The 15,169-nt window shown below is 64.5% G+C and carries 13 protein-coding genes and 2 tRNA genes; 10 read left to right on the top strand and 5 right to left on the bottom strand.

All coding sequences use genetic code 11. From position 1 onward, the window contains the following. Positions 1 to 564: 564 nt before the first annotated feature. Positions 565 to 641, bottom strand: a tRNA-Asp gene (locus C722_RS0106515). Between the two features lie 13 nt (positions 642 to 654). After that, a tRNA-Val gene (locus tag C722_RS0106510) sits at positions 655 to 730 on the bottom strand. Positions 731 to 941: 211 nt separating this feature from the next. Here C722_RS0106510 and rdgC point away from each other — a divergent pair. Together rdgC and C722_RS25685 are read left to right on the top strand one after the other, a co-directional pair. Further along, entirely contained in the window at positions 942 to 1,862 is a 921-nt protein-coding gene (rdgC, locus tag C722_RS0106505) for a recombination-associated protein RdgC (protein WP_007159072.1), read from the top strand. A gap of 112 nt (positions 1,863 to 1,974) precedes the next feature. Continuing rightward, positions 1,975 to 2,916 (top strand): bile acid:sodium symporter family protein, encoded by a 942-nt coding sequence (locus tag C722_RS25685; RefSeq protein WP_064306567.1) that lies wholly within the window; start codon positions 1,975 to 1,977, stop codon positions 2,914 to 2,916. On the opposite strand, the gene C722_RS0106495 is transcribed toward C722_RS25685, so the two are convergent. Both C722_RS0106495 and C722_RS0106490 read right to left on the bottom strand, forming a co-directional pair. Then, a complete protein-coding gene (locus tag C722_RS0106495; protein WP_017639729.1) occupies positions 2,806 to 5,322 on the bottom strand; it encodes a bifunctional diguanylate cyclase/phosphodiesterase in 2,517 nt (838 codons plus the stop codon). The two genes, C722_RS25685 and C722_RS0106495, sit on opposite strands and share 111 nt — an antisense overlap. Positions 5,323 to 5,497: 175 nt before the next feature. Then, positions 5,498 to 6,064: a GNAT family N-acetyltransferase gene (locus tag C722_RS0106490; protein ID WP_017639728.1), complete on the bottom strand. Its 567-nt coding sequence runs from the start codon at positions 6,062 to 6,064 to the stop codon at positions 5,498 to 5,500. A gap of 158 nt (positions 6,065 to 6,222) precedes the next feature. Between C722_RS0106490 and C722_RS0106485 the strand changes: the two genes are divergently transcribed. The 4 genes from C722_RS0106485 to C722_RS0106470 all read left to right on the top strand — a co-directional run bounded on the left by C722_RS0106485 (position 6,223) and on the right by C722_RS0106470 (position 11,962). Continuing rightward, positions 6,223 to 9,693, top strand: a complete 3,471-nt coding sequence (locus C722_RS0106485; protein WP_017639727.1) for a PAS domain-containing hybrid sensor histidine kinase/response regulator — start codon at positions 6,223 to 6,225, stop codon at positions 9,691 to 9,693. A gap of 566 nt (positions 9,694 to 10,259) precedes the next feature. Further along, complete coding sequence (gene rfbD / locus C722_RS0106480; protein WP_017639726.1) at positions 10,260 to 11,138, top strand: dTDP-4-dehydrorhamnose reductase; 879 nt, start codon at positions 10,260 to 10,262, stop codon at positions 11,136 to 11,138. Positions 11,139 to 11,235: 97 nt separating this feature from the next. Further along, positions 11,236 to 11,517 carry a DUF3509 domain-containing protein gene (locus C722_RS0106475; protein ID WP_017639725.1) on the top strand — a complete coding sequence of 94 codons (282 nt, stop codon included), beginning with the start codon at positions 11,236 to 11,238 and terminating at the stop codon, positions 11,515 to 11,517. Between the two features lie 19 nt (positions 11,518 to 11,536). Next, the gene (locus C722_RS0106470; protein ID WP_017639724.1) at positions 11,537 to 11,962 is read left to right on the top strand and encodes a hypothetical protein; all 426 of its coding nucleotides are present in this window, start codon (positions 11,537 to 11,539) and stop codon (positions 11,960 to 11,962) included. 126 nt (positions 11,963 to 12,088) lie between these two features. Here C722_RS0106470 and C722_RS0106465 read toward each other — a convergent pair whose 3' ends face one another. After that, positions 12,089 to 12,376: a DUF3509 domain-containing protein gene (locus C722_RS0106465; protein WP_007159080.1), complete on the bottom strand. Its 288-nt coding sequence runs from the start codon at positions 12,374 to 12,376 to the stop codon at positions 12,089 to 12,091. 330 nt (positions 12,377 to 12,706) lie between these two features. Between C722_RS0106465 and C722_RS24675 the strand changes: the two genes are divergently transcribed. The 4 genes from C722_RS24675 to C722_RS0106445 all read left to right on the top strand — a co-directional run bounded on the left by C722_RS24675 (position 12,707) and on the right by C722_RS0106445 (position 15,129). Further along, a complete protein-coding gene (locus C722_RS24675) occupies positions 12,707 to 13,102 on the top strand; it encodes a YqjD family protein (protein ID WP_017639722.1) in 396 nt (131 codons plus the stop codon). Between the two features lie 15 nt (positions 13,103 to 13,117). Further along, complete coding sequence (locus C722_RS0106455) at positions 13,118 to 13,510, top strand: phage holin family protein (protein WP_017639721.1); 393 nt, start codon at positions 13,118 to 13,120, stop codon at positions 13,508 to 13,510. Further along, entirely contained in the window at positions 13,507 to 13,848 is a 342-nt protein-coding gene (locus C722_RS0106450; protein WP_017639720.1) for a hypothetical protein, read from the top strand. The genes C722_RS0106455 and C722_RS0106450 overlap by 4 nt, the downstream gene beginning before the upstream one ends. Positions 13,849 to 13,950: 102 nt before the next feature. Beyond that, positions 13,951 to 15,129, top strand: a complete 1,179-nt coding sequence (locus tag C722_RS0106445) for an EAL domain-containing protein (protein WP_017639719.1) — start codon at positions 13,951 to 13,953, stop codon at positions 15,127 to 15,129. Positions 15,130 to 15,169: the final 40 nt, after the last annotated feature.

Genomic DNA, 15,169 nt, shown 5'->3' with positions numbered 1-15,169 from the left:
AGCTTCATCGTCGAAGCCCAACAGCCGGCGCCCGACCTTGGGCAATGTTGGGCTTCGCTGCGCTCAGCCCAACCTACAAGGACGCACTCCTGCCATAGGTTGGGATGAGACAGCTCCATCGTCGAAGCCCAACAGCCGAAGCTCGGCCCGGGGCAGTGTTGGGCTTCGCTGTGCTCAACCCAACCTACAAGGACGCACTCCTGCCGTAGGTTGGGCTGAGACAGCTCCATCGTCGAAGCCCAACAGCCGGAGTTCAGCCCTGGGCAGTGTTGGGCTTCGCTGCGCTCAGCCCAACCTACAAGGGCGACCCCTTTCGTAGGTTGGGCTGAGACGGCTTCATCATCGAAGCCCAACAACAGCCGCAGGGTGGAAAACCGCACGGCGTTTTACACGCATCTACACACACGCTCGACCCGCCTGCTGGCAGATCGCTCGACCGGAGCGCTAGGAAAGGAAGGAAGACACCAGAGGACACGACCAGAAAAAATCGCGCCCAAACGAAAAAGCGGCCACTAGGGCCGCTCTTCGATGGCTGCTGGCGTTCAGGACCAGACAACCTTTAAATGGCGCAGCGGACGGGACTCGAACCCGCGACCCCCGGCGTGACAGGCCGGTATTCTAACCGACTGAACTACCGCTGCGCATTACCTCGAGTGGTGGGTGATGACGGGATCGAACCGCCGACCCTCTGCTTGTAAGGCAGATGCTCTCCCAGCTGAGCTAATCACCCGTTTGCTCTCGAAGTGGGGCGCATTCTACGGAGGGGCTTACGACCTGGCAACCCCTTTTTGAAAAAAAATTTCCCAGCACTTCCAAAGGCTTAGCGCTGCCCTTCCAGGCAACTGGAGAAAGCGCGCATTCCCGACGACCACCGCGATCCGGGGTTGGCCTCCGGGGCGAGCGACGCGGATAATGCGCGCTTCGTTTTTGGGAGTGACACCATGTGGTTCCGTAATCTGCTCGTCTACCGTCTCACCCAGGAAGTCGCCTTCGAGACCGAAGCCCTCGAAGCCGCCCTCGCCGCCAAGCCAGCGCGCCCCTGCGCCAGCCAGGAATTGTCCACCTATGGCTTCGTCGCCCCCTTCGGCAAGGGCCCGGACCTGCCGCTGGTGCACGAAAGCCAGGGCTTCTTCCTGATCGCCGCGCGCAAGGAAGAACGCATCCTGCCCAGCAGCGTGGTCAAGGAAGCCGTGCAGGAAAAGGTCGACGAGATCGAAAACCAGCAGATGCGCAAGGTCTACAAGAAGGAGAAGGAGCAGATCAAGGACGAGATCGTCCAGGCCTTCCTGCCCCGCGCCTTCATCCGTCGCCAGACCACCTATGCCGCCATCGATCCCAAGCAGGGCTGGATCCTGGTGGACGCCTCCAGCGCCAAGCGCGCCGAGGACCTGCTCTCCACCCTGCGCGATGCCCTGGGCTCGCTGCCGGTCCGGCCGCTGGGCGTCAAGCAGGCGCCGATGGCCACCTTCACCGACTGGGTCAAGGCTGGTGACGCCACCCATGGCCTCTACATCCTCGACGAGTGCGAGTTGCGCGATGCGGGCGAAGATGGCGGCGTGGTGCGCTGCAAGGGTCAGGACCTGACCAGCGAAGAGATCCAGAACCACCTGGGCGCCGGCAAGCTGGTCACCAAGCTGGCCCTGGCCTGGCAGGACAAGCTGGCCCTGCTGCTGGACGACAAGGTCACCATCAAGCGCCTGAAGTTCGAGGACCTCCTGCAGGACCAGGCCGAACAGGACGGTGGCGAAGACGCCCTCGGCCAGCAGGACGCCAGCTTCGTGCTGATGATGATGACCCTGGCGGAATTCCTGCCACAGCTGATCGAAGCCCTGGGTGGCGAAGAGCTGCCCCAGGGACTGTAATGACGACCTGCGCGTGATCGCTTGAGTCACAAGGCTCATCCGATCACGTGGACAGCCCCTAAGGCCGGCAGAGACCGGCCTTTTTTCTGCCTTTTCGACAGGAGTTCAACCCATGCGCGCGCTCGCCGCCTTCAGCCGCTTCGTCGGCAATACCTTCGCCTTCTGGGTACTGCTCGCCGCCCTGCTGGCGTTCTTCGCCCCTGAGGTGTTCAAGCCACTGGGCGTGGCAATCGTGCCGCTGCTGGGGGTGATCATGTTCGGCATGGGCCTGACCCTCAAGGTCGAGGACTTCGCCGCCGTCGGTCGCCACCCTTGGCGGGTGCTGCTGGGTGTGGTGGCCCACTTCGTCATCATGCCGGGCGTGGCCTGGGCGCTCTGCCAGCTGTTCCACCTGCCGCCGGAGATCGCCGTGGGCGTCATCCTGGTTGGCTGCTGCCCCAGCGGCACGGCGTCCAACGTGATGACCTGGCTGGCCAAGGGCGACCTGGCGCTGTCGGTGGCCATCGCTGCCGTGACCACCCTGCTCGCCCCCCTGCTGACCCCGGCGCTGATCTGGCTGCTGGCCTCCACCTGGCTGCCGATCTCCTTTGGCGGCCTGTTCTGGTCGATCCTGCAGGTGGTGCTGCTGCCCATCGCCCTGGGCCTGGTCGCCCAGCGCCTGCTCGGTCATCGTGTCGGCGCCCTGGTCGAGGTGCTGCCGCTGGCCTCGGTGGTCAGCATCGTGGTGATCGTCGCCGCCGTGGTGGCCGCCAGTCAGGCGCGCATCGCCGAATCCGGCCTCCTGATCATGGCGGTGGTGATCCTGCACAACGGCTTCGGCTTCCTGCTCGGCTATCTCACCGGCAAGTGCTGCAAGCTGCCAGTGGCCCAGCGCAAGTCGCTGGCGCTGGAAGTGGGCATGCAGAATTCCGGCCTCGGCGCCGCCCTGGCCACCGCGCATTTCTCACCGCTGGCAGCGGTGCCCAGCGCCCTGTTCAGCGTCTGGCACAACATCTCCGGGGCGCTCCTGGCCACCCTTTTCCGCCGCTTCAAGGACGACGACGCCCGCCCCTGAGGACTCGTGCCACACCTGCCGGAGCAGCGCCTGGCAGGTGTCCTCGGTGAAGGGCTGCGGCCGGGCGATGCCATAGCCCTGGGCATAGTCGACGCCCAGGGCGCCGAGGGCCGCGATCACCGCGGCGTTCTCGGCGAACTCGGCGATGGTCTTCTTGCCGGTGAGATGCCCCAGCCGATTGATCGCCTCGACCATGGCGCTGTCCACCGCATCCTCCAGCAGATGGCGAACGAAGCTGCCATCGATCTTCAGGTAGTCCACCGGCAGATGCTTGAGATAGGTGAAGGACGACATCCCGGCGCCGAAGTCGTCCAGGGAGAATCGCACCCCCAGGCCGCGTAACTCGTCCATGAACTGGCGTGCCGCATCCAGGTTGGCCACGGCGCTGGTCTCGGTGATCTCGAAGCAGATCCGCGTCGGCGCGATCTGCCAGCGGTGCAGCTGCTCCCTGACGAAATCCGCCAGCCCCGCCTCGCCCAGGGAATGCCCGGACAGGTTAATGGCCAGGGTGTCGAGCAGTCCGCTGGGCAACTCGGCGAAACGGGCCAGCGCCGCGGCGATCACCCAGCGATCCAGGTCCGGCATCAGCCCATAGCGCTCCGCCGCCGGGATGAAGGCACCGGGTGCGATCAAGCGGTCGCCCTCCTCCAGTCGCAGCAGCACCTCCACATGGCGATCCGTGGCCGTCTCGCCACCCAGCCCGAGGATCGGCTGGACGTACAGGCGGAATCTGTCCTCGGCCAGCGCCCGGTGCAATCGCTGCACCCAGGCCATCTCGCCATGGCGCTGGTCCAGCTCCACGTCACCCGGCGCAAAGACCTGGATGCGATTGCGGCCCTTGTCCTTGGCCGCGTAACAGGCCAGGTCCGCCAGGCGCAGGGCTTCCTCCGGTGCGAGAGCCTGACCACCCAGATGCACCACGCCGATACTCAGGCCAACGCGAAAGCCCTGCCCGGCCGCCTCGAACTGCAGCGCGCCCACGCAGCAGCGCAGACGCTCCGCCACGGCCTCGGCTTCAGCCGGCGCACGGTTCTCCAGCAAGACGCCGAATTCATCACCGCCCAGGCGCGCCAGGCAGTCTTCTTCCCTCAGCTGCTGCCCGAGCAATTCGCACAGCTGGCGCAGCAGGCGATCGCCATGGAAATGCCCGGAGGTATCGTTGACGATCTTGAACTGATCCAGATCGATGAACATCAAGGAGGCTCGCGCCAGGTCCTGCCGGGCCAGCAGGCGTTCCAGCCGGGTCTCGAATTCACGGCGATTGACCAATCCCGTGAGGGCATCGTGACTGGCCTGCCAGGCCAGGTCATGCAGAAAGGCCCGCTCGCGGGTCTGGTCATGCATCACCAGCACCACACCGGCACCCGATTCGCCCCGTGGCAGCGCGGTCACCGTGAGGGCCACCGGCACCCGGGTGCCATCGACGCGCACCAGCTGATGCGCCAGGGGTTCGTTGCCCGCCAACCAGTCCGGGCTGCGCAGCCGCTCGGCCAAGGGCAGGTTCGAGGGCGGCTGGTCTTCGGTCTGGATATCGAACAGGTGGGTGACGGGCGTGCCTGCGACCAGCTCCCGCCGCGCCAGCAGGCGTTCGGCTGCCGGATTGTGATAGAGCAGCCGCCCCTGGGCATTGAGGGCCAGCACCGCATCGCCAAGGGAGGCCAGGATGACCTGGATGTGTTCCTTTTCGGCCTGCAGCGCCTGCTCGGAGCGCCAGCGCTGCTGCACCAGGCTGTGCATGCGCCAGAGCGCCAGCAGCACCAGCAGGGCGCCGACCAGGACATTGGCGATGAACAGCGCCGCGACCAGCTGGCGTGACGCCACCCCCAGACGCTCCGAGAAGGCCACCGTTTCCGGCATCATCCGGTCGTGCAGATCCAGCAGCTGGCGTTTCAGCGGAATCAGCGCCGGCCCCGGTCCATGCAGCTTGATCAACTCGAAGCCGGTACGTGCCAGGGCCTGGAATTCGTCCATGTAGGGATCGGTGACCTGCCAACGGGCGATCACCCCTTCGAAGGGCTCCACATGGCGAGCCATCTGAAAGAGCGCGATAAGGCCGTCGATATCGTCAGGGTGATTGCCAGCCAGGCGCAGCAACCGCGCCGCCTCGGCAGGCGGGCCGCCGCTGTCGAGCGCCTCGCGCGCCGCACGGTCGAGGTCATTGACGCTGATGGAGGCCAGGTAGTCGTGGTAGGCCTCGGCCTGCCCTTCGTCCAGGTAGGCACCCAGCGCCAGCATGGCGTTGCCGAGGCTCTTGCTCCACAGGCTTTCCGCCGAGACATAGGCACGCACCGTCGACAGCAGTTGCAGGCTGACGATGGCGACCAGCGCCTGGCAGGACAGAATGATGACAAAGGGCCAGACGACCCGCAGGGTGCGCAGCGCAGAGGAAGGCGACAGTGAAGACATACAGCGATCCGCAAAAGGAGACGGGCGAATTCTTGCCATTGAGCAGGCATGTCGGCCGTTTCGCGGAAAACTGTTGGTCTGGAAGGACTTCGCGCTGGATTACTGACGCCAAACAAGCGACATAGACCCCTCGCGGTCCTGGCACTGCCGACGAGCGGTAGCCCAGGCCCTGCGCCTAATTGAAGGACGCTTCCAGCCGCGCCTTCACCTCGGGCCATTCGCGGTCGGTGATGCTGTACATCACGGTGTCGTCCAGACGACCGTCGGCCAGCCGCCGATGATGACGCAGCAGGCCTTCACGGACCGCGCCCAGCTTCTCGATGGCGGCCTGGGACCTGAGGTTGGTCGCCGCGGTCTTGAGCTGCACCCGCACCAGCTGCCAGTGCTCGAAGGCATGGCGTAGCATCAGGTACTTGATGTTGCCGTTGAGACCACTGCCATGCTGCTCGCTGTCGAGCCAGGTCCAGCCGATCTCGGCGGCGGGCAGCGCCGGCAGGAAGTCGGCGAAGCGGGTAGTGCCCACCAGCCGGTCGGCGATCCGCACGGCGAAGGGCAAGGCGCGCCCCTCGCGCCCCTCGGCCAGCGCCTGACGATACCAATCCGGCCGCAGGGGGCCGCTCAGGTAGTGCAGCGCCTCGCGATTGCGCTCGGCCAGGCTGACCAGCTCCAGCACGTCGCCCTCCGCCAGGGGGTCCAGGCGCAGCGCACCACGTTGCAGGGAAATGGGCTGCGCTTGGAACATGACGGTCTCTCTCGCTTGAATCAGCCCGCCAACCTAACAGGGCCGGCCGTCTGGCTCAACCCACCGTCATCCCATCGCGCGCCAGAACTGACGTCTGGCACCCCAAGGTGCGACACTTTGTCCGGGCGCGATGGGCGCCTGGAATGTCTGGAGTCGCCATGTCCCTGCCCAGCGGGCTGATCATCACCGTTACCCTCGGCTACCTGGCCCTGCTGTTCGCCATCGCCTTCTATGGCGATCGCCGCCCACCGCTCAGGCCGCGCCTGCGGGCCTGGGTCTACAGCCTGTCGCTGGCCGTCTACTGCACCAGCTGGACCTTCTTCGGCGCGGTCGGCCAGGCCGCTGACCAGCTCTGGTCGTTCCTGCCCATCTACCTGGGCCCCATTCTCTTCTTGCTGCTGGCGCCGCAACTGGTCAAGAAGATGGTGCTGATCAGCAAGAAGGAAAACATCACCTCCATCGCCGACTTCATCGCCTCCCGCTATGGCAAGTCCCAGACCCTGGCCATCGTCGTCGCGCTCATTTGCCTGGTCGGCGTCCTGCCCTACCTGGCGCTGCAGCTCAAGGGCATCGTCATCGGCGTCAATCTGCTGACCGGTATCAATGCCGAATCCCTGAGCACCCGCGCCCAGGACACCGCGCTGTTCGTTTCCCTGGTGCTGGCGGTGTTCGCCATTCTCTTCGGCACCCGCAACCTGGATGTCACCGAGCACCATCGCGGCATGATGCTGGCGATCGCCTTCGAATCCCTGGTCAAGCTCGCCGCCTTTCTCGCCGTCGGCCTCTGGGTCACCTACGACCTGCACGATGGCTTCAGCGACCTGCTCGCCCGTTCCCAGCAGGCGCCGCAGCTGCAGGAATACTGGCGCGAGACGCTGGACTGGCCGGGCCTGCTGATCCAGACCGGCGTGGCCTTCATCGCCGTGATGTGCCTGCCGCGCCAGTTCCATGTCACGGTGGTGGAAAACACCGATACCCGGGACGTCAACCTGGCGCGCTGGGTGTTTCCGCTCTACCTGGCGCTGGCCGCCCTGTTCGTCATCCCCATCGCCCTGGCCGGCCAGCTGCATCTGCCCGGCGGCGTGCTGCCCGACTCCTTCGTCATCAGCCTGCCGCTGGCCCAGGAGCGGCCCTGGCTGGCCTTGCTGGCCTTTCTGGGCGGCGCCTCGGCGGCCACCGGCATGGTGATCGTCGCCTGCGTCGCCCTCTCCACCATGATCTCCAACGATATCGTCCTGCCCTGGCTGCTCAAGCGCCGGGGCCAGGTGGAGAGTCCCCATGCGGTGTTCAGCCACTGGATGCTCACGGTGCGCCGCGCCAGCATCGTGGTCATCCTGGTCCTGGCCTACTGCAGCTATCGCCTGCTGGGCTCCAATGCCAGCCTGGCCACCATCGGCCAGATCGCCTTCGCCGCCATCGCCCAGCTCGGACCGGCCATGGTCGGGGCGCTGTTCTGGAAGGCCGCCAATCGCCGCGGCGTCTTTGCCGGGCTCACCGCCGGGGCGCTGCTCTGGGGTTATCTGATGGTGCTGCCGGTGGTGGCCACCAGCCTGCAATGGCCACTAGGGGCCTTTCCAGGCCTGGCCTGGTTCGAGCAGCCCACGGGTGAGCGGACGTTGCAGCCGACCACCGTCGGCGCCCTGGTGTCCCTGGCCGGCAACTTCCTGCTGTTCGCCCTGGTATCGCTGCTCTCGCGCACCCGGGTCTCGGAATACTGGCAGGCCGGGCGCTTCATCGCCCAGTACGCCCTGCCCCGACCGCGCAATCGCGCCCTGCTGGCGGTCAAGCTGGAGGACCTGCGCCTGCTCGCGGCCCGGTTCGTGGGTGATGAGCGCGCCCGCCTGAGCTTCAGCCGCTTCGCCGAGCAGAGCGGCCTGACCTATCACCCCGGAATGAACGCCAACAGCGAATGGATCGCCCAGACCGAGCGACTGCTGGCCGGGGTGATCGGCGCCTCCTCCGCCCGCGCGGTGGTCAAGGCCGCCATCGAAGGCCGCGACATGCAGGTCGACGATGTGGTGCGCATCGCCGACGAAGCCTCGGAGGTGCTGGAATTCAACCGGGCGCTGCTGCAGGGCGCCATCGAGAACATCTCCCAGGGCATCAGCGTGGTCGACCAGTCGCTACGCCTGGTGGCGTGGAATCAGCGCTACCTGGAACTGTTCGACTATCCCGACGGCATGATCCAGGTTGGCCGGCCCATCGCCGAGATCATCCGCTACAACGCCCTGCGCGGCCTCTGCGGACCGGGCGATGCCGACGAGCACGTAGCCCGCCGGGTGGAACGGATGCGCCAGGGCATCCCCCACACCTCGGAACGCACCTTTCCCAATGGCCGGGTGATCGAGCTGATCGGCAGCCCCATGCCCGGGCGCGGCTTCGTGATGAGCTTTACCGACATCACCGCCTTCCGCGAGGCCGAGCGCGCCCTGCGCGAAGCCAACGAAGGCCTGGAGCAGCGCGTCGAAGAACGCACCCGCGAACTCTCCCAGCTCAACCAGGCACTGGAGGAAGCCAAGGCCCACGCGGAAGCGGCCAACCAGTCCAAGAGTCGCTTCCTCACCGCGGTCAGCCACGACCTCATGCAGCCGCTGAGCGCCGCCCGCCTGTTCACCGCCGCCCTCGCCCACCAGGACGGCCTGGCCCAGGAGGCCCAGGAGCTGGTACGCAACATGGACAGTGCCCTGAGATCCAGCGAAGACCTGATCGCCGACCTGCTGGACATCTCGCGCCTGGAGAACGGGCGCATACTGGCCACGCCGGCGCCCTTCCCGCTGGCCACTCTGTTCGACGCCCTGGGCGTCGAATTCAAGGCCCTGGCGCAGGATCAGGGCACCAGCCTGCGCATCCGCGGCAGTCAGCTGGTGGTCAACAGCGACAGCAAGCTGCTGCGTCGGGTACTGCAGAATTTCCTCACCAACGCCCTGAGATACGCCCATGGCCGGGTATTGCTCGGGGTGCGTCGTCAGGGCCAGAGCGTGAGCCTGGAGGTCTGGGACAGCGGCCCTGGCATCCCGGCGGACAAGCTCGAATTGATCTTCGAGGAATTCAAGCGACTGGACAGCCACCAGACCCGAGCGGAAAAGGGCCTGGGCCTTGGTCTGGCGATCGCCGACCGCCTCTGCCGGGTGCTCGGCCACGAACTCTCGGTACGCTCCTGGCCGGGCCACGGCAGCGTCTTCAGCGTCAAGGTGCCCCTGGCGCCCGCCTTGGCCATCCAAGCCGCGACCGCCAGCGAAGCGGCCCAGCCCCTGGCCGGTGATCCGGTGCTGTGCATCGACAACGAAGACAGCATCCTGCTGGGCCTGCGCAGCCTGCTGGGTCGCTGGGGCTGCCAGGTCTGGACCGCGCGCAGTCGCGAAGAATGCGCCGCCCTGCTGGAACAGGGCGTGGTGCCGCGCCTGCTCATCGTCGACTACCACCTGAGCGACGCCGATACCGGTCCGGATGTCGCCGTATGGATTCGCCAGAGGCTGGGGCAGGATATCCCGGGCATCGTCATCAGCGCCGATGGCCGCCCGGAATGCCTGGCCAAGGTCCGCCAGGCGCGGCTGGATTTCCTGCCCAAACCGGTCAAGCCGGCCTCGTTGCGTGCCCTGTTGAGTCGTCAGCTGGCCCTGTCCGGTTGACCTGGACAGCACTGCCTGAACGTTGCCTTCGATAGGTCTTTCGTTCAGCGTCGATTAAGGTTCTGCGGCCCTCATCCCACGGAACAATCCACAGCTTCTGTTGATAACTTTGTTGAAAACATGGTGGAAAAGAACCCGGAGCCTTGCTCTGCGGGCGCCCCGAACAAGTTGATCATTTTTTAATCACTTTGATAAGTTCAACGTAATCAACAACTTAATTCAAAAGCAGGATTTTTGGCTGGGAAAACCCTGGCATCGAGTGGGCTTGACAAGCGCTAGCACAGGTTGTGCACAACTCACTGAAAAAATGACCAACGGAAACCTGTCAGCGGTCGCACAATTGTCAAGTATTCGTGAAACATATTTTTTCAGGCTCCTGCGTACCCGAGGCCCAGGGGCAGCCCGCAGGCTAGAGCCAACGCTCAGAGCGGCAGGCAGGCGAAAGGCTAGCCTTGTCCTCTGCCGGTCATCGGGTAGACTGCCCCTTTTCGCTCAGGGCTGTCACGGCGACGCCCAACTGGTCAAACAGGCATGGACGCGTCAGCCTTCTGGAATAGCTCAGTCTCATGAACGTCTTCATCGCGGGTCAACACGGACAACTTTCCCAGGCACTGCAAGTGCTGCTGGCCGCCAAGGCCCAGGTCACCGTGGTTGGCCGGGCCCAGGTGGATTTCACCCAGCTGGACGCGCTTCATGACCGCGTCCTGGCCGCAAAGCCCGACGTCATCATCAATGCCGCTGCCTATACCGCCGTGGACGCTGCCGAGAACGATGCCCAGACCGCTACCTTGATCAACGAGCGGGTACCCCAAGTCTTCGCCCGGGCGGCCCAACAACTCGGCATTCCGATGGTCCACTACTCCACCGACTATGTCTTCGATGGCAGCCAGGACGGCCGCTATCGGGAAGAGGATCCGACCTGCCCGCTCAATGTCTATGGGCGGACCAAGCTGGCCGGCGAGAATGCCGTGCGCGAACACGCCGAGCGTCACCTCATCCTGCGCACCAGCTGGGTCTATTCCTGGCAGGGCAACAACTTCCTGCGCACCATGGTACGGCTGCTCAGCGAGCGCGACGAATTGAACATCGTCGACGACCAGATCGGTGCGCCCACCTGGACGCGTACCATCGCCGATGCCACTGACCGCCTGCTGGCCCACAGCGACAGGGGCGATCTCTGGGGCACCTATCACCTGACCGCCAACGGCACCACTTCCTGGTTCGGTTTCGCCGAGCAGATCGCTCGGCGCCTGGGCGAGACCGGTCAGTTGAAGGCACGCCTGAATCCCATCCCCAGCAGCTCCTATCCCACCCCGGCCCATCGCCCGATCAATTCCCGCCTGTCCACCGAAAAGCTGGCCGCGGTGCTGGGCCAGCCGCTACCCGACTGGCAAGCGGCTTTCGAGCAGTGCTGGAACGAGCGCGAGCTTCAGGTGGGCGGCTGAAACGGGCCGCCGGTCATACTTCTGGGATCTCTCCCAGAACTACCCCTGTCCCTTGAAGTCAATGGCACTGACCCCGCTCACGCCAGTCAGGTACGTCATGGACAACCCCTTCCAACTCATCGCCGCAGCCTTCGAGCATGACTTCCGGGTCAATTTCCGCATCGAGCGCCTCGACGGCAGCGTCAGTCTGACGCTGTCGGACGACAGTGGCGTCAAGGTCAAGCGGTTGATCAGCAAGCAGCAGCTGCACGACCACAATCGCCTCGCGCGGCTGATCGACAGCATCCGGCTGGGTATCGCCATCGACGAAGGTCACGGCGTTACGGCCTTGCTGGCAGGCGGCAGCGGTACCGTCAACCGTCTGACCGTCGCGAACTGAGCAAGGATCTATGCAAACCATGGAAGGCCTGATCAGCAGTCCCGTGCAGACGGCGAATCCCACGACGTTACTGGATGGCGTGGAGACGGTACCGACGCTGCAATCCGCCCAGACTTCGCTGTATCAGCTGACCTGTGCGCGGCTCGACGAACAGCTGGCACCGCTCAAGGTCTGGCCGACCCTGCCGGACCGTACCGGTCGATTTTCCTTCACCCTGTTGGACAGATGCGGACGCATCCTCTATCGCTCGCCGGCCTTGCGCCAGGCGCTGTATCGAGAAGAGGATTTGCTCAATGGTGTGATCGCCAGTGCGCGGCTGGCCGCCGTGCAGGCTGGACAGGGCTTTCCGTCCTGGGGTGTAGTGGACGTCGCCTGCCCTATGTATGAGCTACCTGCCACTCAACTTCCCTGTGCGGGATGCCGCCTGTTGAAGTGCAAGAGCTAAGAGAAAAGTCGCGGGAAAAACGCTCAGGGCTTGTTTGCCCTCTTTGACTCTTCAACGTTCGAGACCAACGAATACCCAGGTATTCGTACTGCAAGTCTCGCGCTGAAGCGTTCTGATGCAGAATCTTTACTCGGAATATCTCAGCATATTGGCGCCGGTGGCACGCAGCACCGCCATGGACTGTGGCGCCAGGGCGCCGGCCCGCAGCGAAACATCCTTGCGAACCTCGTCAATCACCGTCTTCAGCAGCTGGCTCTCGCCCAGTTGCCGGGCACTGACCACTCGGTTCACGCGAGCGTCGTCACACTGCTGATCCTGCACCGTCAGCACGATACTGCCATCGGGGCGAGGTGCCGTAACCGAGCATTTATAAGTACTGAAAGCGGCGGTCAGTCTATCAATGGCGTTTTCCATTCTTCCCCCTGTTATTTGTCTAGAAGTGCATGGATGATCAAATACGACGCAACTGACAGTGATAGAAACAGCAAAGTTCTAGCGCTCTACTTGAATAAGACGACCAATGGCGGTAGTACGCCGTTTTGTGAGCCAGCTCTTCTAATTGACGATCAGCGGGGAACTTTTAAAGGGGCGAAATGGGTAAGGTATGACCATTCGTCCGCTGTGTGCCTGGACCTGTAGCCGCCTAGCGCGCCCTTGACGACGGCTCTGGCCCGCGGAACCTTTGGTCGGAGCCCTCACTCGAAAGGGCTGAAACGGATACCCATCGCCTATCAGGAGCGCGCCATGAACGACAAAACCCCTCCCGTGATCAAAGACGAGCTTGCTGCTGACATCCATGAGCAGGCACACAAGCAGAACACTGACCGGGTCCGTCGTCATCTGGGCGAGGCCGAGCAGGCGTTGACCGATGAATTCCACACCCTGCTGGCAGACGCCGAGCAACTGCTCAAGCACACCGCCAGCATGGCCGGTGAGCAGGCGGACGAATTGCGCGCCAAGTTGAGCTCCAGCCTGGAGCGCTCCCGCGACGTGCTCAAGACCAAGCAGGATGACCTCTACCGCCAGGGCGTCGCCGCCAAGGAGACCACCGAGGAATACGTGGTCGACAATCCCTTCAAGGCCCTTGGCATCGCTGCCGGTGTTGGCTTCCTGATCGGCCTGCTGGCCTCGCGCCGCTAAGCCTGGGGGATCACCATGGACACCTCCTCTCCTCCACGGGAGCTGCCTGACGAGGCGCCCAAGCCATCGGTCAAGCGTCTCGCCGGCGCGGTGGTAGGCCTGCTGCAGAGCCACCTGGAATTGCTGGGCATCGAGGTCCAGGAAGAGAAGGTCCGTACCTTCCAGCTGTTCCTCTTTACCGGCCTGAGCCTGATCTTCGGTCTGCTGGTGCTGGTGGGTGTTTCGGCGGCCATCATCATCGCCTTCTGGGATACCTACCGCATGACCGCGACCCTGGGTCTGTGCGCCTTCTATGCCGTGGCGCTGGTGATCTGCATCCTGCGGGCACTGAGCCTGGTCAAGGGCGCCGCCCCTTTCCACGCCACCCTGGAAGAACTCAATCGCAACCGGGAGCGCCTACTGCCATGAACCAGCCGCTCAGCTCCGCCACCAGCCAGGCCAAGCGCAAGGAACTGGTCAGGCTGCGCATGGAGATGTATCGCCAGCAGCTGATCTACAACGCTCAGCCCCTGCACAATCCCATCAGCCTCATCGGCGATCTGGTAAGACCCAACCGGGACAAGGTGACCAGCTCAGCGAAGAAGCCTCTGATGTTGGGTGCCACGGTGTTCCTGTCGCTGTTCGGCAAGCGCCTCGGCGCCGTGGGTCGCCTGGCCCGTATCGGTCTGGCGCTCTATCCCATCGTCAATCGCCTGCAGAATCGGCACCGCGAACAGGCGGACCAGCCACTGCCACCGCCTCGTTAGAACGAACGGCTCCCCAGGGAGCCGTTTTCACGGGTGGCATCCTTATCGCATGCTGGCTATCCCGCCACGCATTCCACTGCGGTCAGACGATAAGGAATCACCGTGCTACCAGGTCAACCCACTGCCTTCTTCCAACCCTTCATCGATACGGCGACTGGACGCATTGCCGGCGTCGAGGCACTTGGCCGACTGCGGCAGGCCGACGGCACCTACACCTCTGTCGGTCCGTTGTTTGCCGATCCCCATACCCCGACCCCGGATCTGCTGCAGCTGGACCGCACCCTGCGGGAAGACGCTCTGCAGCGCTTCGCCAGCGCCCCGGATGACTGGTTTCTCAGCCTCAACCTCTCGCCGCGCTGGATCAGCCAGCTGGACGATGGCGTCGAGTTACCCAGTCTGGCGCAGCTGCAGCGCTCCGGCATCGCGCCGACGCGCATCGTCTACGAGATCACCGAAGCAGGCGGCGATCTGCCGAGCCTGACCCAAACCGTCGCCCGCTATCGCGAACGCGGCATCCGCATCGCCATCGACGATTTCGGTTCCGGCTATTCGCAACTGGATCGGGTGCTGGATCTGCAGCCGGATATCCTCAAGCTGGACATGTGCCTGTTCCAGGCCGCCGCGCGGGGTGGCACCCGGGGCGAGGCGGTCAAGGCGCTGGCACAGATGGCCGAAAAGACCGGTTGCTGGCTGATCGCCGAGGGCGTCGAGACCGAGACCGAACTCGACTTCGCCCTGGAGTGCGGCGCCCGCTACGTCCAGGGCTTCCTCTTCGCCGAGGCCACCGCCGAATTGGGCGCAAGCGACAGTCACCAGCAACGCTTCGCCAGCCTGCGCAGTCGCTTCGTCGACGGCAAGCTGGCCCAGCAGACCCGGCTGCTGGAGTTGCGCCAGCAGTTAGCCGAATTCGTCACCCAGCTCAGACCCTGGGCGGAACACGGCGGTCCCCTGAGCGCCCTGCCCGATCCCCAGGCGTTTCCCGGGCTGCTGCGCATCTACCAGTGCGACCGCACCGGCACCCAGATCACCCCGAATCTGGAGTGGAACGGCATGTTCTGGCGCGAGAATCGCCGCTACCTCAATCACAACTGGTCCTGGCGCCCCTACTTCTATGCCCTGCTGGCCGAAGGCTGGAACGAGCGCCGCCTGGCGCTTTCGACGGTCTATCGCGATGCCACCACCAACCAGTACTGCCTGACCGCCAGCCAGTTCCTGGAAAGCGGCCAGCGCCTGCTGCTGATCGACCTGGATGCCAGTCAATTGCCGGGCTTTGCCAAGTAAGCGGTGATGATCGTATGTTGCCGAGGTCAGAACGCAGAAG

It is taken from the genome of Pseudomonas sp. 313, assembly GCF_000316965.1.
In the GTDB taxonomy this organism is placed as follows: domain Bacteria; phylum Pseudomonadota; class Gammaproteobacteria; order Pseudomonadales; family Pseudomonadaceae; genus Chryseomonas; species Chryseomonas benzopyrenica.
The sequence above is the reverse complement of the archived record's forward strand: the minus strand, read 5'-3'. Positions and strand labels throughout refer to the sequence as shown.

Excerpts from the sequence above, each read along its gene's own strand:
- rdgC (WP_007159072.1), top strand. The coding sequence starts at position 942 with ATGTGGTTCCGTAATCTGCTCGTCTACCGTCTCACCCAGGAAGTCGCC.
- C722_RS25685 (WP_064306567.1), top strand. The coding sequence starts at position 1,975 with ATGCGCGCGCTCGCCGCCTTCAGCCGCTTCGTCGGCAATACCTTCGCC.
- C722_RS0106495 (WP_017639729.1), bottom strand. The coding sequence starts at position 5,322 with ATGTCTTCACTGTCGCCTTCCTCTGCGCTGCGCACCCTGCGGGTCGTC.
- C722_RS0106490 (WP_017639728.1), bottom strand. The coding sequence starts at position 6,064 with ATGTTCCAAGCGCAGCCCATTTCCCTGCAACGTGGTGCGCTGCGCCTG.
- C722_RS0106485 (WP_017639727.1), top strand. The coding sequence starts at position 6,223 with ATGTCCCTGCCCAGCGGGCTGATCATCACCGTTACCCTCGGCTACCTG.
- rfbD (WP_017639726.1), top strand. The coding sequence starts at position 10,260 with ATGAACGTCTTCATCGCGGGTCAACACGGACAACTTTCCCAGGCACTG.
- C722_RS0106475 (WP_017639725.1), top strand. The coding sequence starts at position 11,236 with ATGGACAACCCCTTCCAACTCATCGCCGCAGCCTTCGAGCATGACTTC.
- C722_RS0106470 (WP_017639724.1), top strand. The coding sequence starts at position 11,537 with ATGGAAGGCCTGATCAGCAGTCCCGTGCAGACGGCGAATCCCACGACG.
- C722_RS0106465 (WP_007159080.1), bottom strand. The coding sequence starts at position 12,376 with ATGGAAAACGCCATTGATAGACTGACCGCCGCTTTCAGTACTTATAAA.
- C722_RS24675 (WP_017639722.1), top strand. The coding sequence starts at position 12,707 with ATGAACGACAAAACCCCTCCCGTGATCAAAGACGAGCTTGCTGCTGAC.
- C722_RS0106455 (WP_017639721.1), top strand. The coding sequence starts at position 13,118 with ATGGACACCTCCTCTCCTCCACGGGAGCTGCCTGACGAGGCGCCCAAG.
- C722_RS0106450 (WP_017639720.1), top strand. The coding sequence starts at position 13,507 with ATGAACCAGCCGCTCAGCTCCGCCACCAGCCAGGCCAAGCGCAAGGAA.